The 24,237-nt window shown below is 46.9% G+C and carries 20 protein-coding genes; 5 read left to right on the plus strand and 15 right to left on the minus strand.

From position 1 onward, the window contains the following. Positions 1-57: 57 nt before the first annotated feature. The 8 genes from ACIGBN_RS04385 to ACIGBN_RS04420 are packed head-to-tail and all read right to left on the minus strand — an operon-like array spanning position 58 to position 7,813. Positions 58-978: a septal ring lytic transglycosylase RlpA family protein gene (locus ACIGBN_RS04385; RefSeq protein WP_396663836.1), complete on the minus strand. Its 921-nt coding sequence runs from the start codon at positions 976-978 to the stop codon at positions 58-60. Beyond that, entirely contained in the window at positions 971-2,032 is a 1,062-nt protein-coding gene (gene mltB / locus ACIGBN_RS04390) for a lytic murein transglycosylase B (protein ID WP_396663837.1), read from the minus strand. The genes ACIGBN_RS04385 and mltB overlap by 8 nt, the downstream gene beginning before the upstream one ends. Continuing rightward, entirely contained in the window at positions 2,029-3,150 is a 1,122-nt protein-coding gene (rodA, locus tag ACIGBN_RS04395) for a rod shape-determining protein RodA (RefSeq protein WP_133003094.1), read from the minus strand. Before rodA ends, mltB begins: the two co-directional genes overlap by 4 nt. Beyond that, entirely contained in the window at positions 3,147-5,024 is a 1,878-nt protein-coding gene (gene mrdA, locus ACIGBN_RS04400) for a penicillin-binding protein 2 (RefSeq protein WP_133003093.1), read from the minus strand. Before mrdA ends, rodA begins: the two co-directional genes overlap by 4 nt. 11 nt (positions 5,025-5,035) lie before the next feature. Next, positions 5,036-5,503: a 23S rRNA (pseudouridine(1915)-N(3))-methyltransferase RlmH gene (gene rlmH / locus ACIGBN_RS04405; protein WP_133003092.1), complete on the minus strand. Its 468-nt coding sequence runs from the start codon at positions 5,501-5,503 to the stop codon at positions 5,036-5,038. A 9-nt stretch (positions 5,504-5,512) separates the two neighbouring features. Continuing rightward, positions 5,513-5,866, minus strand: coding sequence for a ribosome silencing factor (rsfS, locus tag ACIGBN_RS04410; protein WP_133003091.1), 354 nt, complete (start codon positions 5,864-5,866; stop codon positions 5,513-5,515). Continuing rightward, entirely contained in the window at positions 5,863-6,543 is a 681-nt protein-coding gene (gene nadD / locus ACIGBN_RS04415; RefSeq protein ID WP_341563899.1) for a nicotinate-nucleotide adenylyltransferase, read from the minus strand. Before nadD ends, rsfS begins: the two co-directional genes overlap by 4 nt. Then, positions 6,533-7,813, minus strand: a complete 1,281-nt coding sequence (locus tag ACIGBN_RS04420) for a glutamate-5-semialdehyde dehydrogenase (protein WP_396663840.1) — start codon at positions 7,811-7,813, stop codon at positions 6,533-6,535. The genes nadD and ACIGBN_RS04420 overlap by 11 nt, the downstream gene beginning before the upstream one ends. Positions 7,814-7,947: 134 nt before the next feature. Between ACIGBN_RS04420 and tsaA the strand changes: the two genes are divergently transcribed. Then, positions 7,948-8,664 carry a tRNA (N6-threonylcarbamoyladenosine(37)-N6)-methyltransferase TrmO gene (tsaA, locus tag ACIGBN_RS04425; RefSeq protein WP_133003088.1) on the plus strand — a complete coding sequence of 239 codons (717 nt, stop codon included), beginning with the start codon at positions 7,948-7,950 and terminating at the stop codon, positions 8,662-8,664. 11 nt (positions 8,665-8,675) lie between these two features. After that, positions 8,676-8,927, plus strand: a complete 252-nt coding sequence (locus ACIGBN_RS04430; protein WP_133003087.1) for a hypothetical protein — start codon at positions 8,676-8,678, stop codon at positions 8,925-8,927. Between the two features lie 134 nt (positions 8,928-9,061). On the opposite strand, the gene rpsA is transcribed toward ACIGBN_RS04430, so the two are convergent. The 6 genes from rpsA to gyrA form a co-directional block, all read right to left on the minus strand. Beyond that, on the minus strand, positions 9,062-10,744 hold the full coding sequence (rpsA, locus tag ACIGBN_RS04435) for a 30S ribosomal protein S1 (protein WP_133003086.1): 1,683 nt from the start codon (positions 10,742-10,744) through the stop codon (positions 9,062-9,064). A gap of 163 nt (positions 10,745-10,907) precedes the next feature. Further along, positions 10,908-11,591: a (d)CMP kinase gene (gene cmk, locus ACIGBN_RS04440; protein WP_133003085.1), complete on the minus strand. Its 684-nt coding sequence runs from the start codon at positions 11,589-11,591 to the stop codon at positions 10,908-10,910. A gap of 18 nt (positions 11,592-11,609) precedes the next feature. Next, entirely contained in the window at positions 11,610-13,850 is a 2,241-nt protein-coding gene (locus ACIGBN_RS04445) for a prephenate dehydrogenase/arogenate dehydrogenase family protein (RefSeq protein ID WP_396663843.1), read from the minus strand. Positions 13,851-13,870: 20 nt separating this feature from the next. Next, positions 13,871-14,992: a prephenate dehydratase gene (gene pheA, locus ACIGBN_RS04450; protein ID WP_133003084.1), complete on the minus strand. Its 1,122-nt coding sequence runs from the start codon at positions 14,990-14,992 to the stop codon at positions 13,871-13,873. Positions 14,993-14,997: 5 nt separating this feature from the next. Beyond that, positions 14,998-16,077 (minus strand): 3-phosphoserine/phosphohydroxythreonine transaminase, encoded by a 1,080-nt coding sequence (serC, locus tag ACIGBN_RS04455; RefSeq protein ID WP_396663845.1) that lies wholly within the window; start codon positions 16,075-16,077, stop codon positions 14,998-15,000. A gap of 70 nt (positions 16,078-16,147) precedes the next feature. Next, the gene (gene gyrA / locus ACIGBN_RS04460; RefSeq protein WP_133003082.1) at positions 16,148-18,820 is read right to left on the minus strand and encodes a DNA gyrase subunit A; all 2,673 of its coding nucleotides are present in this window, start codon (positions 18,818-18,820) and stop codon (positions 16,148-16,150) included. A gap of 345 nt (positions 18,821-19,165) precedes the next feature. On the opposite strand from gyrA, the gene ubiG reads away from it, so the two are divergent. From ubiG to ACIGBN_RS04475, 3 genes are all read left to right on the plus strand, one after another. Further along, complete coding sequence (gene ubiG, locus ACIGBN_RS04465; RefSeq protein WP_133003081.1) at positions 19,166-19,891, plus strand: bifunctional 2-polyprenyl-6-hydroxyphenol methylase/3-demethylubiquinol 3-O-methyltransferase UbiG; 726 nt, start codon at positions 19,166-19,168, stop codon at positions 19,889-19,891. A gap of 28 nt (positions 19,892-19,919) precedes the next feature. Continuing rightward, on the plus strand, positions 19,920-20,666 hold the full coding sequence (locus ACIGBN_RS04470; protein ID WP_133003080.1) for a YciK family oxidoreductase: 747 nt from the start codon (positions 19,920-19,922) through the stop codon (positions 20,664-20,666). 61 nt (positions 20,667-20,727) lie between these two features. Next, entirely contained in the window at positions 20,728-23,688 is a 2,961-nt protein-coding gene (locus ACIGBN_RS04475) for an insulinase family protein (protein ID WP_396663848.1), read from the plus strand. Here the strand turns inward: ACIGBN_RS04475 and ACIGBN_RS04480 are convergent. Beyond that, complete coding sequence (locus tag ACIGBN_RS04480; protein WP_133003078.1) at positions 23,674-24,237, minus strand: hypothetical protein; 564 nt, start codon at positions 24,235-24,237, stop codon at positions 23,674-23,676. The genes ACIGBN_RS04475 and ACIGBN_RS04480 overlap by 15 nt on opposite strands.

Consider the following 24,237-nt stretch of genomic DNA (forward strand, 5'->3'; position numbering starts at 1 on the left):
TACAAATGATACTAGAGAGAAAAATGAATCTCTAGTCTATGAAATTCGCCTTTACAGTTACATCGCAACTCGTACCGGCTTTGCAAAGCCTGCATCATAAAGCCTTTTTTGCCAATTAGACAGTTCTACATCACTGCCATAAGGGCCTACTAATACTTTATAAAGTGCATCGCTGTGCTTCACTATCTCGATATTAATTTGCGTATCAAAGACAGAAAACAGTTGGTTTTTCAAGCGTTCGGCCGCTTCCTTTGTTGAAAAAGCCCCCAATTGCAAGTGCGTAAAAACAGGCACTTTCGACACCGAACTTGAAGGTGCCACAATTGACTTAGAGGTCAATATAACAGGGGGATTAGCCTCTTTCTTAAGGCCTGAAGAAGCGTTGGGTTCTGGCTGATAAACACCCCCTTTTGGCGGCGTTATGGCTTCGATTCTCACGTGAGCCAAGCCTTTTTTCTGATAATCCAAGCGCACCGCGGCCGCGTAGGAAAGATCGATCAATCGGTCCCCATGAAAAGGCCCTCTGTCATTCACTCTAACAATCACAGAACGCTGATTATCCAGGTTGGTGACTTTTAAATAGGTCGGTAAAGGCAGGGATTTATGGGCAGCAGAAAAGGCATACATATCATATGTTTCCCCATTTGATGTGGTATGACCATGAAATTTCATGCCATACCAAGAAGCCGTTCCTTCTGCTACGTAGCCCTTAGCAGATTTCATCACCCAGTATTTCTTACCCCAGACTTCGTAAGGGCTTTTATTGCCGCCCCGACTTTTAGGTTCCCATTTAGGCACCAAGTCTGGCAAATGGTCTACTTTGACATCGTGGTCAGGAGCGTGATCCTTAAGAATGGTATAACGTCCTCCAGCGGAGGCTTTATCATACTCAGCAGAACTCATTGTATTACCGGTGCAACCACTCAATAACACAAGGCACGCCCCAATTAATAACCATAAACCACGATGTTTAATCATTCTTTCCTATGCTCTCAGCAAGCTCCAATACTGACATGGCATAACGTCGGCTTGGGTTGTAATCCATGATAGTAAAAAAGTTCTCATAAGCCAGCCAATAAGAGGTTTCATCCTCTTTGGTGCGCAAGCCCACTAAGCCCATTTTCTTTGCTAAGAAAGGTTGCGTTGGCAACACTTTCAACGCCGCCCACTGGGCCGCTGTTTTGATGGGTTTTCTGTCTGCGTTTATCCATTTTGATACCGCATCTGGACTGTCCACCTGAGCCATTACCAAGTAAGGTTGCTCGTATTCCCAGCCATGGTGACGCAAATAATTTGCCACACTGCCGATGGCATCTGCATCTGAGTGCCAAAGATCAACATGACCATCGCCATCATAATCCACCGCTAACTTACGGTAATTGGTTGGCATAAACTGCACCATACCCATGGCCCCACTATAGGACCCCTTTGTCGCGCCAATGTTCCAATTATTTTCACGCGCCAATAATAAATAGGCACGCAGTTCATTCTGAAAGTAAGCTTGTCGTCTTGGGTAATCAAAAGCGAGCGTGGTTAATGAGGTGAAAACATCTTTCGAACCGGTAATGCGCCCGTAATAGGTTTCAACCCCTATCAAAGCCACAATGACGTGCCAATCAACGCCATATTCTTGCTCTGCTTTTTCTAACCAATGTTTGTTTTTCTGGGCAAAAGCCTTACCACTCGCAACCCGTTGCGCATTGGTAAAACGCGAGCGATATTCATAATAAGGGGTAATGGATTCTGGTTGATTGTTGGATTTTTGAATGACTTTTTCACGTATTTTTATCCGTGAAAACGCCAATTCTAGCGTATTTTTATCAAAGTGATCTTGCTTCACTAAGCGGGCAATAAAGGCTTTTACTTGCGGGTTGGCTGCATAAGAGTCTGCTTTATCTTCAGGCGCATCATCGAGCAATTGATTACTGACACCCAGCTCATCACCCAACGCTTGTTCCTTCACTTGCCCAGCGCTACTGCACCCGACCAAGCCAAGCACTAGTAACATCCCTACTGCTAGTTTCATCATCATCTCGCCCTTTTATGTGTTTGTACCGACATCAAAATTCCAAAGGTCGCCATAATTGTTATGATGGACGTACCGCCATAACTGACCAAGGGCAAGGGTACCCCAACCACAGGTAAAATGCCTGACACCATGCCGATATTTACAAACATATAAACAAAAAAGGTCAGCGTTAAACTGCCTGCTAATAGGCGTGCATAATTGTCTTCCGCTGTTGCGGAGATATACAAACCACGAGAAATCACCAACAAATAGGAAAAAATCAGAATACCGCAACCGAGCATGCCGAATTCTTCACCCAATACCGCAATAATAAAATCCGTATGGCTTTCTGGTAAAAAGTTTAACTGTGCTTGCGTGCCTTCAAGCCAACCTTTGCCATACAGGCCGCCCGAGCCAATCGCGGTTTTAGACTGAATAATATTCCAGCCAGAACCTAATGGGTCGCTTTCTGGATTCAAAAAGGTCAATACGCGCTGACGCTGATAATCGTGCATAAAATGCCAAAGCACATAGCCTGCAGCAGGCGCTGACACGGCGGCCCCCAGAATATAGCGCCAACCAAGGCCCGCCAAAAACAACACAAAGATGCCCGACACGGCCACCAATAACGCGGTTCCTAAATCAGGTTGCCTAGCCACCATCAATGCGGGGGTAAAAATCAACGCTAGCACCACCACCACTTCTCTAAATTTAGGCGGTAACTGGCGATCAGAAAAATACCAAGCAATCATCATTGGCATGACGATTTTCATGATTTCAGAGGGTTGAAAACGCAAGCCACCAGGCAGTGCCAACCAACGCTGCGCGCCTTTCGCACCAACGCCAAACAGCAAGACACCAATCAGCAACATGGCCAAGAAAATAAACAAAGCCGGTGAGGCTCTGCGCATGTATTTAGGGGGCAGTTGCGCCAAGCCAAGACACACCCCCATACCGATACCAAAACGGAGAATTTGTCGCTCTACCATTTCCATATCTTGACCAGACGCCGAGTACAAGACAACAAGGCCACCGGCCATCAGCAGCAGTAGCGCACCAAGCAACAAAATATCGACGTGAATCAGCTTCCAAAGGCGAGCGTTCGCAAATGACAGCGCTCTTCTATAAACATTATCACTCACTTCGCATTACCTTTTAAATAGTCGTACTTTTTAGGGTACTTACCGTCGATATAAGCATCAAAAAGTTTCTTCGTTAAATCGGCCGGTTTGGCAGCCCCGCCGCCATTTTCAAAAATCGCAAAAACGGCAATCGTCGGCTTCTCCGCTGGCGCAAAAGCAATAAACAAACCATGGTCATGAAGCCGCTTCGCCAGTTTGTCCGCTTCATATTCCTCACCGTCTTGCAGACTAAAGACTTGCCCTGTCCCTGTCTTACCGGCAATGGCGTAATCCGTTCCCTGTAAGCGCCTTCCTGTGCCCTTAGGATCGGTAATCACTTTACGCATTGCGGTGATGATTTTTTCCCAGTTACGCTGGTCTTTTAGGATGATGTTATGAACACCCCCTTCTTTGCCCTCAAACGTCGCAGCTTTGTTGCCAATTGTCTGCGCCATGCGTGGGAAATAATAATGCCCGCGCGCCGCAATGGCGGAAACCGCCGTTGCAATCTGAATCGGTGTGGCCACCATGAAACCTTGGCCTATCCCAACGTTTACTGAGTCCCCTGGGTACCAAGGCTCATTGTATTTGGCTTTCTTCCACGCATTGGATGGCAACAAGCCGATGCTCGCACCGTTTAAATCCAGCAACACACTTTTCCCAAAACCAAAGCGCGTCAAAAAATCATGGATCGGGGTAATGCCCATTTTATTCGCTAACTGGTAGAAATAGGTGTCCACCGATTCGATGACCGCACGCTCTAGATTAATCCAGCCATGACCGCCTCGTTTCCAATCACGATAACGACGCCCACCGGGATTAATTTGGTAATAACCACGGGCAAAATAACGTTCAGTCCATGAAGAGAAACCATATTCTAGGCCAGCCAGCGCCATAAACGGCTTAATGGTCGAAGCCGGTGGGTAACCACCACGTAAAGCACGATTAAACAAAGGAAGGTCTTTTGAGTTGCGCAATACGGAATAGTCTTTATAAGAAATCCCCCTAACAAACAAATTAGGGTCAAAGCCGGGCTTGGAGACCAAGGCTAAAATACCGCCAGTATTCGGATCTATGGCCACCACAGAGCCTTTGTAATTACCGAGTAAGTCGTAGGCGTATTGTTGCAAACGCGCATCCATATACAAATGAACGTCTTTACCTGGGACCGGATTTTCTCGCCCCAGCTCATCCATGATACGACCGCGCGCATTCACTTCGACTTTCTTAATACCTGGCTTACCAAACAAGGTGCTTTCGTAATAGCCTTCGACCCCAGTTTTACCAATAAACAGAGCGCCTTGATAAGCCTGCTTATCCACTCTTTCTAAATCTTTGGTCGTAATACGCCCAACGTACCCAACGGCATGAGCAAACGCTTTGCCATAGGGATAATAACGAGTGAGCTGAGCCTCAACCTGTACGCCATCTAACTTATAAAGATTCACGGCGATACGCGCCCACTCTTCATCGGTTAACTGGGATTTTAAGGTGATGGATTGATAAGGCCGACGATAGTCTTTCAGTTTTTCATCAAACTGATCCCATTCGTCCGGACTAATATCGATCAACCCAGAGAGAATTTTGCGCAGCTGAGGCATGCTTTTAATGCGCTCTGGCGTCACCGTCAAACTGTGAATAGGACGGTTATCGGCGAGCACCACGCCATTGCGATCATAAATCAACCCACGTGGTGGTGGCTCAGTGACCAGCATCACACGGTTATCATCGGCTTTGGTTTGATAAAGTTGGTAATTTAAGACTTGGAGGTAAAACAAGCGAGCCATCAAGACGCCCGCCAAGAGCAACACTAAAAGGCCCGCAATAATAATACGCGATTGTGTCAGTGTTTTTTCTTGATTGTAATTGCGGAAGTTCTTATATCGACGGCTCAACGAACGATCCTCTATCTATGGTACGGATGATTATTCATCAAGGTCCAAGCACGGTAGATTTGCTCAGCAAGAATAACCCGAACCATAGGGTGTGGCAGTGTCAAACGAGAAAGCGACCAGATTTGATCGGCTTTCGCTGTACAACGGGGGTCAAGCCCATCCGGGCCACCCACCAACAAACTGACATTATAACCTTCCATGCGCCAGCTCTCGGTCTGATCTGCCAACTGATGCGTTGACCACTCTTTACCGAGGACCTCCATTGCGATTACCTTATCTCCCTGAGGAATCGCATCGAGCATCAGATCACCTTCTTTGCGAATTGCTTTGGGTATATCGGTGTTTTTCCCGCGTGGTGACATTGGGATTTCCACCAATTCTAAAGCAAAATCTTTGGGCAATCGCTTGGCGTAATCGTCATAGCCTTGCGTTACCCATTTCGGCATTTTAGTGCCGACAGCAATCAGTCGAACGCGCATTGCAAAACCTTAAATCGATTCTGGTTTAATGTCCCAAAGTTTTTCTAGGTCGTAAAAAGCTCGCGCTTCTTCGGTCATGACATGAACAACAACATCATGAAGATCAACCAACACCCAGTCGCTTCCTGTACCGCGTCCTTCAAAACCTAAAGGCTGAAGACCATTAGACTTTAGATGCTCAATAACATTCTGCCCCAAACCATTCACATGACGCTTAGAGGTACCGGTACAAATAACCATGAAATCCATCATGTCTGTGTGTTTTGAAACATTCAACACAGTGATCTTATCACCTTTGACATCTTCCAGTGCTTCCACTGCTAAAGCTAAGATTTGATCCGCTGTGAGATTAGGCTGACTCATAAAGTTACGTTATCCTGATATAATTGATTTTGTATTATGTATGTTTGTACGGGTTCTGGTAGCAGATACGCAATGGATTCCTGTTTTTTACGCAGGGCTCTTATCATACTCGAAGAGATCTCCAGAGACGGTAGCGTTTCTAACCAAATAAAACCTGAGGGCGCGCATTGTAACTCATGCGATGAAGCGGCACGATAGTTTTCGCAGAAAGCGCTTAATTCCGAAATCAGATCCGGCTCCCAGCCCGGTCGAGACACCACCAAAATATGCGCATACTGGATCAATGCCTGCCAATCCGCCCAAGTTGGGATCGACAAAAAACTGTCCATTCCCAACACCATGATCAAGGGCTCATCTGGGCCAATCTCAGAACGAATGTCTTTTAAGGTATCAATCGAGTAACTCGGCCCTTCACGCACAATTTCTCGTCGATCAACGGACAAACGCGAATCGCTCGAAATCGCCATTTCAACCATTGCCAGACGCTGTGCCGCGGTAATGCTAGGCAGACCTTTATGAACTGGCTGAAAACAAGGAACCAAACGCAAAGACTCAAAACCAAAACGGTCGAGGATTTCTACCGCCGTCCTCAGATGCCCATTATGTATCGGGTCAAACGTCCCTCCCATAATGGCAACACCAGAAGCTCGCCCCAAATGCTTGGTATTAATTGTCACGGGTGTGGCCATCCCCTAGCACTATGTACTTCTGGCTGGTTAAACCTATCAGGCCGACCGGTCCACGGGCGTGGATTTTATCGGTAGAAATACCAATTTCGGCACCCAACCCATATTCAAAGCCATCCGCAAAAGCGGTCGAGGCGTTCACCATCACAGAAGACGAATCCACTTGCGTCATAAACGCACGGGTCTTAGAGTAATTTTGAGAAATAATGGCATCGGAATGGTGAGAGCCATAATGATTGATATGCTCGATGGCTTCCTCCATGTCAGCCAGAATTTTAATCGAAAGCTTAGGAGCAAGGTATTCGGTAAACCAGTCTTCTTGTGTGGCGACTCCGATCGCTATGTCTGACGCAGCAGACCCAGCGACAATGCTTCGAGTGGCGTCACAACCAACCAGCTCAACCCCTTTTTCATGAAAGGCCGACACCAATTTTGGCAAAATCTGCTCAGCAACCGCTTGATGAATCAACAAAGACTCCATGGCATTACAGACACCGTAACGACGCGTTTTGGCGTTCAACGCTATATTAAACGCCTTATCCAAATCTGCCTCATCGTCGATATAAACATGGCAATTACCATCTAAGTGCTTAATAACAGGTACTCGAGCGTCTTTACTAATGCGTTCTATAAGCCCCTTGCCGCCACGAGGAACAATCACATCTACGTATTCAGGCATGGCGATCAAACGCCCCACGGCATCACGATCCGTCGTATTTAATACCTGCACGGCACTTTCTGGCAAACCAACGGCGTTAAGACCCGCTGTTACCGCTTCTGCAATCGCTTGGTTCGAATAAAACGCTTCTGAACCACCACGTAAAATAGTGGCATTGCCTGATTTCAGGCATAAGCTGGCGGCGTCAATGGTGACATTTGGTCGTGACTCGTAAATGATACCGATCACACCCAATGGCACGCGCATTTTTCCTAGCTGAATACCCGATGGGCGATACAACATATCGGTAATCTCGCCAATCGGATCCGGTAACCCAGCCACTTGTTTGAGCCCTTCAATCATGCCATCGATGCGCGCATCACTGAGCAGCAAACGATCCAATAAGGCAGCATCTAAGCCCTTTTTCTCACCATTTTGAATGTCTTTGGCATTTTCTTCTATCAATCGAGGTCGTGCCTTTTCCAACGCGTCCGCCATGGCTAATAGCGCATTGTTTTTATGCTCTGTGGACGCTTTAGCAAGCAAGCGCGATGCTGCTCTCGCTTGCTGACCAATCTGATTCATATAGGATTCTAAAGACATTTTTAATCTCTAATTCGGTTAAAAAGTAACGCTCTAATCGCAGAAATTTATCGTCCGCGCAGCTCTCTTGCCAGTATACTAACACAAACTATTTAATCCTTTAGCCTTGAATTCGATGAAAAAAGGAAGCAAGCTTGTCTGCTCCAACGCACTTTAACCTAACCACAATTGGCCTAGTCCACTCCTGCTACAAAGAAAAATTTGGCATTCCAAGACAACCTGGGCTTGTCACTGAGGCAACCGCCAAGATCGAACTACTACCGCCTTTTAACCGCTTGGATACGCTTGATGGATTAAGCGATTTCTCTCACATCTGGGTTCAGTTCATTTTTCACGCCACCATGACAGAAAACTGGAAAGCCAAAATACGGCCACCTCGACTGGGCGGCAAGGTCAAAATGGGGGTGTTTGCCACTCGCGCGACACACAGACCCAACCCCATTGGGTTGTCGGTTATAAAGCTTGGCAATATTTACCAAGAAAAGGGCAAGGTTTTTATCGAGCTACTTGGCGCCGACTTACTCGATGGCACCCCAGTACTCGACATCAAACCTTATATTCCCTACGCCGATAGCATCCCCGATGCCCAAGGCGGCTTCGCCCCACAAGCAGATCGCACCAGTGAGGTTGTTTTTTCTGAGCTAGCCGATCGCCAGTGCAACCATTACCAATCATTGCATCAGCGAGATATTAAGACTTTAATTAAACAAGTCATCGAGCAAGATCCTCGCCCGTCCTACTTACAACAAAAAGACGGCAAAGAGCATGGCATAAGATTATGGGATCTGAACATTAGATGGCGCGCTCATCCAGAGTATTTTGAAATACTCCATATAGAACAAACCGAATAGGGAGAGCAGGTATGAATAAAAAAGACTTTCTAAAGACCTATCAAAACATAGACAAATTGAAGCAAGCAGACGTTTCAAACAGCGAATCAACACCGCCACTGTATCGCTCCCCTTATGATGAGAAGCTCATCAAAGACATGCATTTTGCTAAATTTCAGAAGAACCTTCAGCAAACACAAGAAAACAACTCACTGAAACAGTTATTAGAAAAAGAAGACTGGGACGAAGAGGACACGAAAACACTGCTCAAATCGCTTCGATGAAGCGTCACACAGAGTCTATACCCACAGTTATCCACATGTTTTATGTATAGTTTTCTTGTCAACGCGTTATCGTAAATTTGACATAAAAAAAGCGGGCCTAAGCCCGCTTTTTAATAGCCAATGAAAATCAAAACTTAGTTTTGGTTTTCTAGTTGAGCTTTGATCAAATCACCGATAGTGGTAGGACCGTTCGCTTCAACTTGCTGTTTCTCAGAATGAGATTTAAGCGCAGCTTTTTCTTCAGTAGCATCTTTCTGTTTGATAGAAAGTGTAATAGTACGAGCTTTACGATCAACACTGATGATCGCTGCTTCTACTTTATCGCCTTCTTTCAATACAGTTGTTGCATCTTCAACACGCTCACGGCTGATTTCAGATACTTTCAAAGTAGCTTCAACGCCTTCAGCTAGAACAACAACCGCACCTTTTGCATCTACAGAAGCAACAGTACCGTTTACGATAGTGCCTTTGTCGTTTTCAGCAACGAAACCAACAAATGGGTCTTCTTCAAGCTGTTTAACGCCAAGAGAGATACGCTCGCGTTCTGCATCGATAGACAATACAACAGTCTCAAGAACATCACCTTTCTTGTATGCACGAACCGCTTCTTCACCCGTTTCTTCCCAAGATAGGTCAGACAAGTGAACAAGGCCGTCGATGCCGCCGTCAAGACCAATGAACACACCAAAGTCAGTGATAGACTTGATTGCGCCAGAGATTTTGTCGCCTTTGTTGAAAGATGTAGCAAACTCTTCCCATGGGTTCATGGTGCACTGCTTGATACCCAAAGAGATACGACGACGTTCTTCGTCGATATCAAGGATCATAACTTCAACTTCATCACCGATCTGAACAACTTTAGATGGGTGGATGTTTTTGTTAGTCCAATCCATTTCAGATACGTGTACTAGACCTTCTACGCCTTCTTCAAGTTCAGCGAAGCAACCGTAATCAGTCAAGTTAGTAACTTTAGCAGTTACTTTAGTACCTTCTGGGTAACGTGCTTTGATAGCAACCCATGGATCTTCACCCAATTGTTTAAGACCTAGAGACACACGGTTACGCTCGCGGTCAAACTTAAGTACTTTAACGTCGATTTCATCGCCAACAGCAATGATTTCGCTTGGGTGCTTAATGCGTTTCCAAGCCATGTCAGTGATGTGTAGAAGACCATCAACACCACCAAGATCAACGAACGCACCGTAGTCTGTAAGGTTCTTAACGATACCTTTAACTTCTTGACCTTCTTCTAGAGAAGCAAGTAGTGTTTCGCGTTCAGCGCTGTTAGTCGCTTCCATAACGGCACGACGAGATACAACAACGTTGTTACGTTTTTGATCAAGCTTGATAAGTTTGAACTCTAGATCCACACCTTCTAGGTGAGACGTGTCGCGGATTGGGCGAACATCTACCAAAGAACCTGGCAAGAAAGCACGGATGTTTGCGATATCAACTGTGAAGCCACCTTTGACTTTACCATTGATAACACCATTGACGATGGCGCCTTCTTCGTAGGCTTTTTCAAGAACAGCCCAAGTTTCAGCACGTTTCGCTTTTTCACGAGACAATTTAGTCTCACCGAAACCATCTTCAACAGCGTCAAGTGCAACTTTAACTTCGTCGCCGATGTTAACATTGAACTCACCACTTTCCGTTAGGAACTGAGCACGAGGAATTACGCCTTCAGATTTAAGACCTGCATGAACAGTTACCCATTCGCTGTCAATATCAACAACAATACCAGTAACAATTGAGCCTGGCGCCATTTCGACGGTTAACAGGCTTTCTTCAAACAGTTCTGCGAAGCTTTGAGTCATTGTATTTCCTATATAGTTGACCAAAAAATTTTGGTCTTATCCGTATCACCAGCAAATACGGGTCAATTTTTATGATTATTGCGATGGAAGCGTTGCTGGTCTCCCACCGACTTGAATAACATTTAGACTATTCTAGCACATTTTACACGCACAAAAGAACAGGCTATATCAGACCAGCCTTCACTGATTCAGCAAAAACGATCTCAACAACCTCTTCAATAGAAAGATCTGTACTATCAATAACCAGCGCACCAGCGGCTGGAACAAGCGGCGCTATGGCTCGATTCGCATCGCGCTCATCTCTTTCTTTAATAGATTGTACCAATTCTTCTAGATTAACCGCCTCACCTTTTTGTTGCAATTGAAGTAAGCGGCGCTGGGCACGCTCTTCTGCAGACGCGGTTAAGAAAATCTTAATGGGCGCATTCGGGAACACAACAGTGCCCATATCTCGACCATCTGCCACTAGTCCTGGTGCTTGAGCAAAAGCGCGCTGACGCAACAACAAACCCTCACGCACTTCAGGAATCGCCGCTAGTTTGGACGCATTGTGCCCTACTTCTTCGGTTCTGATCGCTTGGGTGACGATCTCACCCTCTAACACGATTTCGACTTTACTTTCTTCTGATTGCTCGAACTGAATATCTAAATGTTCAGCCAACACTTTCAGCGTGTCCGCGTCTTCTACTGACATCCCATGATGAGACACCGCCAACGCCAACAAACGGTACAGCGCACCACTATCAAGCAAATGCCATCCCAGCTTCTCTGCGACCAACTGACTGACAGTGCCTTTACCGGCACCACTTGGACCATCAATCGCGATGACTGGAGCTTGATTTATCATAAACATTCCTCTTAATTTCTATTGCACTACTGCACAGTGAAAACCCAACTGCGCCGCAACACTCCCTAACTCAGTAAACTCTTCTAATAATTTTTGGCAATCATTCACCTTGGTCACTTCTCGGCTACGCAGCCCCAGCGCCAACATAGCCAATGCCAAACGATAATCACCAGCACAATCAACCTCACCACCAAGCGGAACCCCACCAGTGATCGACAAGTTGCCTGAGCTGTATTCACAAACGATGCCAAAATGTGTCAGCGCGTCCACCAAAGACAAAATTCGATCTTCATAATAATATGGCAGATCCGATAAGCCTCGAATAACACTCACTCCGGAGGCATAAGCCGCCGCAACACACACAAACGCTAACTCATTGCGTAAACCATAAACATCCGCCGCCGCTAACTCAAAACAAGACAAGGGCGCAAATGACACATCCAGTTTACCGACCTCAAATCCTGCCAATTGCTGCTCTGCAACTCGAATATTGGCGCCAATGCTTTGCAAAAAAGACACATAAGGCGACGCCATTTCACCGACAAACGCATTCTCTATGGCCAACCTAGACCCTGGGGACAATACGGCAGACAGCGTCAACCACGCGGTTTGGTTAACATCTCCGGGCAGTTCAATGTCCGCCCCTTGAGGCGTTGCAGGCATAAGGCTGACAACACTACCGTTAAGCGAAACATCCAAACCGAAGCAGGAAAACAAGGCCTTCACCTGTGACACACCATATTTGCACGCCTGTAACTCGGCGCCTTCTGGGGAATACAACATGGCCAGCAGCGCGGCAGCATGAAGCCTTTTCGAGCCACTGTTTAACACCAAGGACACTCGCTGAGAGGTGGATGGCGCCAAAGAAACAGGCAAGCAGTCCGCTGTGGCGGTCATTACATGACCCCCCATAGAGCGCACCAAGTTAAACAACGCCTTCATCGGTTGGTTCAATAATGCCCCTTCACCGACCAAGGTAACGGGAAAATCCTGTCCAGCCAACACTGGCAACAGCAAATGCAAACTCACACTAGACTGATGCACATTAATCGGCGCTATTGGTGCTTTTAGCCCTTTTAAGCCAACCCCATGAACACGCAATTGGTCTGCAGCCACCTCTTCAATCACCACCCCCATATCTCGAAAGGCCTGAACCGTAACACGAACATCACCGGTTAGATCGACGTTGCGTAAATGGCTCACCCCATGAGCAAGACAAGCTAGCGTAATCGCTTTATGTGACAAAGACTTGTCGCCGGATAAAGAAACACGGCCTTTTATGGAAGACGCGGGAGCAACACTAATAGAAACCGGACGAACTTCTTTGGGAACAGCAGAGGTTCGCTGTTCCAACAAACGAAGAAAATGATCACGAGCGGATTTCGCCCGAGTAAAAACACCAAACATACTGGCGCCATCACCCTGCTCAATGGCCGTTCTCATCACCGCTAAACGCTCAGTAAAATGATCTAACGTTGCCAGTGTTGCTTCTTTATTAGATAAGAAGACATCACGCCACATAACAGGATCACTGGAGGCAATACGAGTGAAATCACGAAAACCGCCTGCTGCGAATTTAAACACATCCTGACTTCGATCACTGTTCGCCAGCGCATCCACCAAGGTATACGCCAATAAATGCGGCAAATGACTGGAAGACGCAAGCACATGATCGTGATGCTCCACATCCATGCTCACCACATCCGAGCCCACAGCGGACCACAATTGATGCAAACGATCCAGCAGCGCCGGATTACTGTCGACCAAGGGAGTCACAATCGCCATGTGCTTTTCAAACAACTGGGAATTGGCCGCCAACACACCGCTTTTTTCCGCACCAGCAATAGGGTGACTCGGAATAAAATTAGCAGGCACTTCACCAAATACTTTTTTAGCCGCACTCACCACGCTGCCTTTTGTGGAACCCACATCCGTCAGCAAGGTCGTGTCTTTCAAATGCGGCTGTATTTCTAATAACACAGATTCCATCGCCCTAACTGGGGTCGCTAAGACAATCACATCCATGTGCGCAATGTATTCTGCCGTCAAGGCGGCAGGGTAATCAATCACACCTGTCGACACCCCTAACGCCAACTCGCCCTCTCTACGGTCTGCACCGTAAAGAGTGGCTAAGCCTTTTTCTTTTAGCGCTTTGGCGAAAGACCCGCCAATCATGCCCAGACCAACAATCAACACATTACCGAACGGCTTTCCCTCTCGCTGAGAGTCGAGCACGTTTTCTGAGTCATTTTTATTCACAAACAACACCAATTATTAGACTAAAGAACGGCAACCGGGTAAGAGCCAAGCACTTTTACTTCAGAAGCTCGCCCTCTCAACTCTGCAATAACCGCCTGACAGGCTTCATCTTGATAATGGCCGACAAAGTCTATGTAAAAGATATAACCCCAACGACTCATTAACGAAGGTCGTGTTTCAAGACGCGTCATATCAACACCATGGCGCTCAAACGCTTCCAACAAGCGATACAAAGCACCCGGCTCGTTTTTCGCACTGATCAACAAGGAAGTCTTGTCCTTACCACTTGCCGGCACATCTTGATTACCAACAATCAAAAAGCGCGTCGTGTTATCAGGACGATCTTCAATATTGGCAGACACCGTCATAAGACCATACAATTCACAGGCTACTTCGCCAGCAATGGCAGCCACTGCGCGACCGTTTTTGCCCGCCTCAGCAGCAAGACGCGCCGCTTCAGCATTAGAACTCACCGCCACACGCTCAGCATGCGGCCAGTAACGATCCAGCCAAGCACGGCATTGCGCCAAGGATTGTTGATGTGAATAGATATGCGTTACTTCGTCAGCATTACTGTGTGGACTCACCAATAAATGGTGATGAATACGCACTTCCACTTCCCCACAGATTTTCAACTGCGAATCTCGAAAGCTGTCTAAGGTGTGATTTACCACACCCTCGGTGGAGTTTTCTACCGGCACCACTCCATAATTGGCGGCCCCCGATTCCACCTCGCGAAACACTTCGTCTATCGCGGCCATCGGCGCACTAACAATGGATTTACCAAAATGCTTCAGCGCCGCCTGTTGCGTAAAGGTCCCTTCCGGCCCTAAAAACGCAATGCGCATCGGTTTTTCCAGCGCCAAACAAGAAGACATTATTTGGCGAAAGATCTTCGCCATTTCTTCGTTGCCAAGCGGCCCTTCATTACGCTCCATCACGCGACGCAACACTTGAGCTTCACGCTCCGGACGATAAAACACCACGGCATCGCCGCCTTGCTCAGCCAGCTTTACTTCCGCTACTTTTTGAGCACACTGCGCCCGCTCATTTATCAAAGCCTGAATTTGCGAGTCAATGGAATCGATCCGATCTCTCAGCAAAGGCAATGTTTCAGGCACAGACTGTTTCGTATTTGCCATAATAATTATCCGTGACGCTGTTCAAAAGAATGCATGAAGTCGATCAAGGCTTGCACCCCTTCCATCGGCATCGCGTTGTAGATACTCGCGCGCATTCCGCCCACAGAGCGATGCCCTGCTAAGGTTCTCAAGCCTGCCGCTTCTGATTCTTCCAAAAACAACGTTTCAAGAGAGTCGTCCGCCAACACAAAAGGCACATTCATGCGTGAACGGTAAGCTGGGTCAATCGGATTAGAATAGAAGCTGCTTTCGTCAATCGCACGATACAGTGCTTCGGCCTTACGAATATTGGCTTGTTCAATGGCTTCTACGCCACCTTGATTTTCCAACCATTCAAACACCAAATCCGCCAAGTAAATTGCGAAGGTAGGTGGCGTGTTGATCATGGAGTCGTTTTTCGCCAAGGTCGCAAAATTCCACGTCGTCGGTAAAGTCTCCGCACTGCGCGCCAACAAGTCTTTACGCACAATACAAATCACCACACCCGCAGGTCCAACATTCTTCTGGGCACCCGCGTAAATCATGCCGTATTTGCTAACGTCTATTTTACGAGACAAAATCGTCGACGATAAATCCGCCACAATCGGCAACGAGGTTTCAGGCAACTCGGAAAATTCCAAACCACCAATGGTTTCATTCGGGCACAAATGCAAGTACGCCGCGTTTTCATCCAAATCAAAAGAAGAAAATGCTGGCACAGTTTGGTAATTCTGCGCTTTAGAAGACGCAACCACATTGATCTGGCCGTATTTTTTCGCTTCTTTAATCGCCTTGGTGGACCAAGCGCCCGTATCCAAGTAACAAGCCGAGTCAAAACCATTCATTAGGTTGGCCGGAATCTGTGCAAACAAGGTAGACGCACCACCCTGTGCAAACAAGATTTCATAGTCATCACTAATATCCAGCAAACGCGCCAGACGCGCTTTCGCCGAAGCAAGAATAGACATGAACTCAGCACTACGATGGCTCATTTCCATCACGGAAACGCCAGCGCCATGCCAATCCAACAATTCAGACTGCGCTTTCTTTAGAACTTCTTCAGGGAGTGCAGCTGGACCAGAACAAAAATTATAAACTCGGCTCATCCTGTTTTTTACCTCTAGTATCCAGGATCTAACTTAAACAAAAGCGACGCACCAAGGTGCGCCGCTCTTATTACTCTTCGTCTTCGGTGGTATCAGGCGTCTCACCAGAAGCAGTAGTCGGCGCTGCCGCCTCATCTGCTCCAAGCTCCTCGCCGTCTTCCACATCACCTTCATCGTCTTCAACAACACGAACCACACCCACTAGGTGCTCATCGTTTGTTAAGCGAATCAAGGTAACACCTTGTGTGTTTCGACCTTGACAAGACACTTCGGTGACTCGCGTACGAACCAAGGTTCCTTGATCTGTGATCAAGATAATCTCATCCGTTTCGTCTACTTGAGTCGCACCAACCACTGGGCCATTACGCTCAGAGACCTGGATACCGATAACCCCTTGACCACCACGACCGTAGACTGGGAAGTCGTCGATCGAAGTACGTTTACCATAACCATTTTCACACGCCATCAAGACGGCAGCGCCTTCTTGAGGAACGATCAAAGAAACCACTTTTGCGTCTTCGCCTAAACGAATACCACGAACACCGGCGGCGGTACGACCCATGGCACGCACGTCACCTTCAGAGAAGCGAATCGTTTTACCAGAGCTCGATACCAACATAATGTCATCGTTGCCAGTCGTTTGAGCAACACCCACAAGAGCATCACTGTCATCTAGACTCAAGGCAATCAGACCCGTTGAACGAGGGCGAGCAAAGTGCTCCATTGCGGTTTTCTTAACAGTACCGTTGGCCGTTGCCATGAAGATGTAGCTGCTGGCTTCTTGAGCCTCTTCATCCACTTCTGCATCCGCGTCTGATTTTTCCGGTGTTGTTAATGGCAATAAAGCCGAAACATGTTCACCTTCTGCAAACGGTAACAAGTTTACAATCGGACGGCCTTTCGAGTTACGGCTGGCCGTTGGAATTTCAAACACGCGCAACCAATACACTTTACCAAAGTTAGTAAACAGCATCACAGTATCGTGACTGCTTGTTACTAATAGATGGCTAATATGGTCTTCGTCTTTCATGGCTGACGCAGATTTACCGCGACCGCCTCGGCGCTGAGCTTTGTATTCTTCTAATGGTTGAGATTTCGCATAACCGGTATCCGAAATCGTCACAACCATAGGCGCTTCATCAATCAAATCCGCAATCGTCAAATCTTGACGAGACGTTAAGATTTCAGTACGACGCACATCACCAAACGAATCACGAACTTCTTCTAGCTCTTCACGAATGACTTCCATCAAACGATCAGGGTTAGACAAGATTTCCAATAGTTCAGCGATCAACTCAATCAGCGCTTTGTACTCCGCCATGAGTTTTTCGTGCTCTAAGCCCGTTAAACGGTGCAAGCGCAAATCCAGAATCGCTTGCGCTTGGTCTGGAGAAAGGTGGTAAGCACCATCCACAAAACCATATTGCGCATCCAGATCATCAGGACGACAAGCATCAGAACCCGCGCGTTCTAACATCGCCATCACATTGCCTGGCTGCCAAGATTCAGCAACAATTCTTTCTTTTGCTTCCGCCGACGTTGGCGACATTCTGATCAACTCGATAACGCGATCGATGTTGGCAAGAGACACCGCCAAACCTTCAAGAATGTGACCACGCTCACGCGCTTTGCGAAGCTCGAAGATAGTACGACGAGTCACCACTTCACGACGGTGTTTGACAAAGCATTCAAGGATTTGTTTCAGGTTAAGCAATTGTGGACGGCCATCGACTAAGGCCACCATATTGATACCAAAAACAGATTGGAGTTGTGTTTGAGTGAAGATGTTATTCACCACTACGTCTGGGTTTTCACCGCGACGCAATTCAATCACAATGCGCATGCCGTCTTTATCAGACTCATCACGCAACTCACTAATCCCTTCTAATTTTTTCTCTTTTACCAGCTCAGCGATTTTTTCAATGACTTTCGCTTTGTTTAACTGATAAGGAATCTCAGTAAAGACGATGGCTTGGCGATTGCCCTTTTCCATGTCTTCAAAGTGGTGACGGGCGCGCATGTAAATACGACCGCGACCTGTTTTATAGGCCTCCACAATACCGGCACGACCATTAATAAAGGCCGCTGTCGGAAAATCTGGACCAGGAACATGCTCCATCAACTCATCAACAGTAATGTCAGCATTATCAATAACCGCTAAGCAGCCATCGATTACTTCACCTAAATTGTGAGGAGGAATGTTCGTTGCCATGCCCACCGCAATACCGGCAGAACCATTCACTAATAAGCCTGGTACTCGGGAAGGCATAACCGACGGCATAAATTCAGTGCCATCGTAGTTAGGAACAAAATCGACCGTTTCTTTTTCAAGATCCATCAATAAATGATGGGCGATTTTGGCCATACGAATTTCGGTATAACGCATTGCGGCGGCGCTATCGCCATCGACAGAACCGAAGTTACCTTGTCCATCCACCAAGGTGTAACGCATGGAGAAAGGTTGCGCCATACGAACAATAGTGTCGTAAACAGCCACATCACCATGTGGATGGTACTTACCGATTACATCACCGACGATACGCGCGGATTTTTTGTACGGTTTATTCCAATCGTTTTTCAGTTCATTCATTGCGAACAAAACACGACGGTGGACGGGCTTTAAACCATCTCGTACGTCTGGTAATGCACGCCCAACGATTACACTCATTGCGTAATCTAGGTAGGAACCCTTTAGTTCGTTTTCGATACTGACGGGAATAATTTCTTTGGCTAATTCACCCATAGATACAACCGATCCTTATGCCTCGGAGTCTGACAGACGCCCTGATATCTTTTTATAAGCGCTGCATTGTACCATAAGGAAATAAATAACACCCCTGCGACAGTATCTTTTGTTTGCTATTTGATGACTCTACCGAGACACTCAATCTGACAAAATTTATGACACGATTCAGACGATTAACTGACAAAGAAACCACGAGCAAGCCAAGTTTGCTATTGGTTGCCTGTATTGATCTCGCTATAATGCAAAGAACACTTTGGCCAATCCGCCATAAAACGGCAGGCATCTATCTAACTCAACACCCTAGATGCAGACAACGCCCTACAACACCATCGGAAATTAACCATGACCAATACAAAAGAACAGCACAACAATGTAGATTTTACCGAAGTGGCTAAATTTGAAGCGCTAGCCAGCCGTTGGTGGGACACTGAGAATGAATTCAAACCTCTGCACGACATCAACCCATTGCGCGTTAACTATATTAATGAACGCGCAGGTCTGTCTGGAAAAAAAGTCATTGATGTTGGCTGCGGTGGCGGCATTTTGTCAGAAGCCATGTCCAAACTGGGTGCCGACGTTAAAGGCATCGACATGGGTGAAGCGCCTCTCGCGGTTGCCAACTTACACCTAGAAGAGTCCAAACTAGACATCGACTACGAAAGAATCACCGCCGAAGAAATCGCGGATCGCGAAGCCGGCACTTATGATGTAGTGACTTGCCTAGAAATGCTTGAGCACGTGCCAGACCCAGCGTCCGTCATCAAAGCCTGCATGACACTGGTCAAACCTGGCGGTCACGTCTTTTTCTCCACCATCAATCGCAACCCGAAAGCGTACCTTTTTGCGATTGTAGGCGCCGAATACATTCTAAACATGTTGCCAAAAGGCACCCATGATTACGCCAAGTTCATTCAACCTGCTGAGCTGAACAATCACGCAAGAAAAGCAGGACTAGAAGTCCTACACATGACCGGACTTACCTACAACCCAATCACTAAACACTATAAGCTTACAGACAAAGATGTGTCCGTGAATTACATGATGCATACCCAGAAGCCGAGCATGTAAGCCATTAAATAAGAGAGAAGGAGGCGTTATGTTTGATTATCAAGCCCCAGAGCAACTACTCAAAGACAAGATAATTCTGGTCACTGGCGCTGGAGATGGCATCGGCAAAACCGCCGCCCTCACCTACGCCCAGCATGGCGCCACTGTCATATTATTAGGCAGAACCACCAAAAAACTAGAAGCCGTTTACGACACCATCGAAGCGAAAGGCTACCCACAGGCAGCCATAGTCCCACTCAACTTAGATGGCGCCAGCGAGCACGATTTTATTGAGCTGGCAGCCACGCTAAAAAATGAATTCGGACACCTAGACGGTATTTTACACAACGCCAGCTTACTGGGTGAACGCACCCCACTTGAAACCTACGACGCCGAGGTCTTTGATCAGGTCATGAAGGTTAACGTGCTTAGCCAATTCATGCTAAACCAAGCCCTTATGCCACTATTAAAGGCGGCCCCCAACGCGTCAATTGTGTTTACAACCTCCAGCGTTGGTAGAAAAGCCAGAGCTTACTGGGGCGCTTATTCGGTGTCGAAATTTGCCACCGAAGGCATGATGCAACTGCTTGCTGACGAATTAGAGAGCACCTCCAACATTCGCTGCAACGCCATCAATCCAGGGGCAACCCGCACCACAATGCGCGCGGCCGCTTACCCAGCAGAAGACCCAGAAACCCTTCCCTCTCCTGAGGAAATAATGCCGGTTTACCTGTATTTAATGGGCGCCGATAGCGAAGGCATCAATGGCAAATCATTAGACGCTCAAGCCAAATAAACTACCGCGCAATGGTTTTCCACCATTGCGCGCCACTCAAACTTTCGGCTAGTATCGTGACATGACAACAATACCTAAGACACTGATCACAGCGCTTTTTTTTCTCGCCACTCTCGTCGGCTTTCACCCTACCGCTGTCGCCGCCACAGTAACCAGCAACCCTCATAAGCCCCTTGAAAAAGCCATTAGCGATCACAACAACTACAGTTTAATAACGCTACAAAATGGCCTCAATGTCATCCTTGTTAGCGACCCACACGCGGAACGATTTGCCGCCTCCATGGCCGTAAATGTCGGCAGTTACCAAGACCCCAAAAACCAACAGGGATTAGCGCATTTTTTAGAACACATGCTGCTCTTAGGCACTCAAAAATACCCTAATGCTGGCAGCTACCAGTCCTTTATTAGCCACCATGGCGGCAGCTACAACGCTTACACCAGCATCAACTCCACCAACTTTTTCTTCGATATAGAAAGTAAGCACTTTAGCAGCGCACTGGATAGATTTTCACAATTTTTCATTGCCCCACTGCTTGACCCGAATTCCGCACAACGGGAAAAAAACGCGGTTAACGCCGAATACAAAGCGAAATTTAACAGTCAACGCCGTCGCCTCAATCAGGCCTTTAAAACATTACTCAACCCAGAACACCCTCAGAGTCAATTCACCGTCGGCAGCTTAGACACACTGAAAGACCGCGAAAATAACCCACTGCACAAACAACTACTGACGCTTTATAAAGAAAACTATGTGGCCAACAACATGGCCTTGGTGTTGGTTGCTAACCTACCAATGGCAGATCTTGATGCATTGGCCACCAAATACTTTTCAGCCATCCCTTCTGGCAACATAAAACCAAGACCAAAAGCCCCATCATTACTCAAACCTGGGGCACCTCAACTGCAGTTCACTCGCCCCAATATAGACAGCAACACGCTGTCATTTTGCTACCAAATTGACAGCCAAGAAAAACACTACAAAACACGCCCCGCTCGCTATTTAACCTATATTTTAGGCAACGAAAGCAAAGGGTCACTGTACGCCACACTTAAAAACGAAGGCTTAATCAACAGTTTAAGCAGCGACATATCCCCTGACTACGAGCACAACGCGCTATTTTGTACCGACATTCGACTGACCGACCAAGGCACGCACAACATAGACAAGGTTGCCAGCACCTTCTTCGCCACGATCGGCACCATTAAGTCAGCCCCGATTAACCCTGTTTATCTCGAAGAAGAAGTCACACTAAGCAAACTGACCTATGACTATCACAATTACATCAGCCCACAAGCCTTAGCCAAGCTACTGTCTTCTAGGATGCTGTCGGTGCCACCACAAGACGCCCTTAGCAGCTTCAAAATAGAGAAAGTCGCCAGCAACAAAGACATCACCCATATTTTGAATCAACTAACCGATCAAAACCTATTGGTCCAATTATCCACCCAACACACACTACCCAAAAAATGGTCAAAAGAACCCATCACATGGCACACAGAACCCTGGTACCAAAGCCAGTACAGCAACACCCAATTTAGCGACTATTTTTTGAACATGGTGCATTTCTCCACCAAAAATACGGCCATCACACTTCCCAAAAAGAATCCGTTCATCCCAACATCACTCAGCATGGTCGATGAGCAAGATAAGACGCCACACATCATCCTCCAGAAAAAGAATTTCACCTTTTGGCACAAAGCGGACACCAGCTTCCAAAAGCCAACCAGTATTAACTTTCTCGCCATTCAATTTGACCACGCTGCCGATACCGCCAAGCACAGCGTACTCAATCATTTATGGACTCGAACCGTAAACGACAGCATCAGCGAGTCCACTTATGAGCCCTATATTGCAGGCCTTGGCTACAGCCTCTACCCTCACCTTAATGGCATTTCTTTTAACACCACAGGCTATGCAGACAAACAAGGCGACTACCTCGTTTGGCTGGTCGATCAGTTTTTTCTATTCAAGCCTACGCAGCAAGACTTTCAGCGCATCAAGGCACAGCTAAAGAAAGATCTCGATAACCAAAAGAGCCGCCAAGCCTATCAAGGCGCCAACATTGCACTAAGCTCCTTGATCACCAAGAACAACTTCACCACCAAAGAACTGCTTGCGGCACTTAAAGACAGCACCATTGGGGACCTTCAAAACTACATCAAGAACGCCAAAAGCCACTTCGAAGTCGTCGGCTACAGCACTGGCGACGTGTCAGAAGCAAACGCCATGAAGCTTGCCAGCACACTGCATGAGCGATTCATCAACAGACTCGCCCCTCACTTATCGACCAAGGTAGAAACCAAGCAACTGGCCGCACAAGAAAAGCTCGAGTACCGCTTTCCCTCTATCAGCAAAGACAGCACAGTCCTTTACTCCTTGATAGACACAGGCCCGCAGACGGAAAACAAAACTGAGTACGAATCCACTCTGCAAAAGTCCTACTTTGCCATCTTGTGCAACATACTCAACAGCCGCTTTTACAACCAGCTGCGCACCGAACAACAACTGGGCTACATTGTCGGCGTGCAAGACCTCAGCACACGCAACACCCCTATTCTCGGCTTTCTCATACAGTCCCCTGATAAGGACACCAACACCTTGGTCAACGCCATTGAATCCTTTATCAAAGAACAAGCCATATTGTTGCAAACACTGCCCAAACAAGACTTTCAGAACACCAAAAACAGTCTACTGAGTAGCCTAAAAATGGGCGCTAGAAATCTAGACGACAACGCGTACGATGAATGGCATGAAATCGCCAAATACTCACAGGATTTTGATCACAAAAAACAAGCCATTAAGGTCGTAGAAGGGATCACGCAAGAAGGCTTTATTCAGTACATTAAGCAGAAAATAGAACAAGGCAATACTGCAAAAATACTCATTCACAATAAAGCGCTAGATAAGACACTAATACAGAAAGGACACTGGATAAAAGCTCACCCAGAAGGCAACAACTTGACTGGACACTCGTTAAAAATAGAAGCTCAACACAACACACACACCCTAGCCGCCAATTAGTTTTTCCAGTTTATCTTCTTGGCTTTCGCTCGGCTTCGCTACATTATTGGAAGCCTTCACCGCTGGTGTTTTAGGCTTTATTTCTGAGAACTCTCCGGTATCTGGGATTAGATTTTGTGAATTCGAGTCATCTTGAGACTTCTCTAGCTTATTAAGCTGATCGCCAAAGACACCTATTTCCGGCATCATTCGCAGGCGCTTTTCTTGAATATCATCAGGGATATGACCAGTAAACAAAACCGTAAAGGGTGCATCTTTAGTACGCTTATTCACCTCATCATAAATCGCTTTTTCTCTTTTGGCGATCTTCTGCTCTTCAAGATAAGAGCGATCCGCCCCCGTCGCCGTCACCACCACATTAGGCCCCAACAACGACACTTTACTTTTTTCAGCAGGAATAACAGCAACCTCATCTGGAGAATTAAGCACCACCTGATGACGACCATGGATCACCTGATTGCCATAGATAATATCCACCGGTTGAATTTCCACTGTTTGAGCCTGCACCACTAAAGGCAGCACAAACATAACCCCTACTATTTTTTTCAT

The organism is Marinomonas sp. NPDC078689 (assembly GCF_044542435.1).
Taxonomy (GTDB): Bacteria; Pseudomonadota; Gammaproteobacteria; order Pseudomonadales; family Marinomonadaceae; genus Marinomonas; species Marinomonas arenicola.

Bases quoted from the DNA above. Each gene is read 5' to 3' on its own strand.
- ACIGBN_RS04385 (WP_396663836.1), bottom strand. From the start codon at position 978: ATGATTAAACATCGTGGTTTATGGTTATTAATTGGGGCGTGCCTTGTG.
- mltB (WP_396663837.1), bottom strand. From the start codon at position 2,032: ATGATGATGAAACTAGCAGTAGGGATGTTACTAGTGCTTGGCTTGGTC.
- rlmH (WP_133003092.1), bottom strand. From the start codon at position 5,503: ATGCGCGTTCGACTGATTGCTGTCGGCACTAAAATGCCGAAATGGGTA.
- rsfS (WP_133003091.1), bottom strand. From the start codon at position 5,866: ATGAGTCAGCCTAATCTCACAGCGGATCAAATCTTAGCTTTAGCAGTG.
- ACIGBN_RS04420 (WP_396663840.1), bottom strand. From the start codon at position 7,813: ATGTCTTTAGAATCCTATATGAATCAGATTGGTCAGCAAGCGAGAGCA.
- ACIGBN_RS04430 (WP_133003087.1), top strand. From the start codon at position 8,676: ATGAATAAAAAAGACTTTCTAAAGACCTATCAAAACATAGACAAATTG.
- rpsA (WP_133003086.1), bottom strand. From the start codon at position 10,744: ATGACTCAAAGCTTCGCAGAACTGTTTGAAGAAAGCCTGTTAACCGTC.
- cmk (WP_133003085.1), bottom strand. From the start codon at position 11,591: ATGATAAATCAAGCTCCAGTCATCGCGATTGATGGTCCAAGTGGTGCC.
- pheA (WP_133003084.1), bottom strand. From the start codon at position 14,992: ATGGCAAATACGAAACAGTCTGTGCCTGAAACATTGCCTTTGCTGAGA.
- serC (WP_396663845.1), bottom strand. From the start codon at position 16,077: ATGAGCCGAGTTTATAATTTTTGTTCTGGTCCAGCTGCACTCCCTGAA.
- gyrA (WP_133003082.1), bottom strand. From the start codon at position 18,820: ATGGGTGAATTAGCCAAAGAAATTATTCCCGTCAGTATCGAAAACGAA.
- ubiG (WP_133003081.1), top strand. From the start codon at position 19,166: ATGACCAATACAAAAGAACAGCACAACAATGTAGATTTTACCGAAGTG.
- ACIGBN_RS04470 (WP_133003080.1), top strand. From the start codon at position 19,920: ATGTTTGATTATCAAGCCCCAGAGCAACTACTCAAAGACAAGATAATT.
- ACIGBN_RS04475 (WP_396663848.1), top strand. From the start codon at position 20,728: ATGACAACAATACCTAAGACACTGATCACAGCGCTTTTTTTTCTCGCC.
- ACIGBN_RS04480 (WP_133003078.1), bottom strand. From the start codon at position 24,237: ATGAAAAAAATAGTAGGGGTTATGTTTGTGCTGCCTTTAGTGGTGCAG.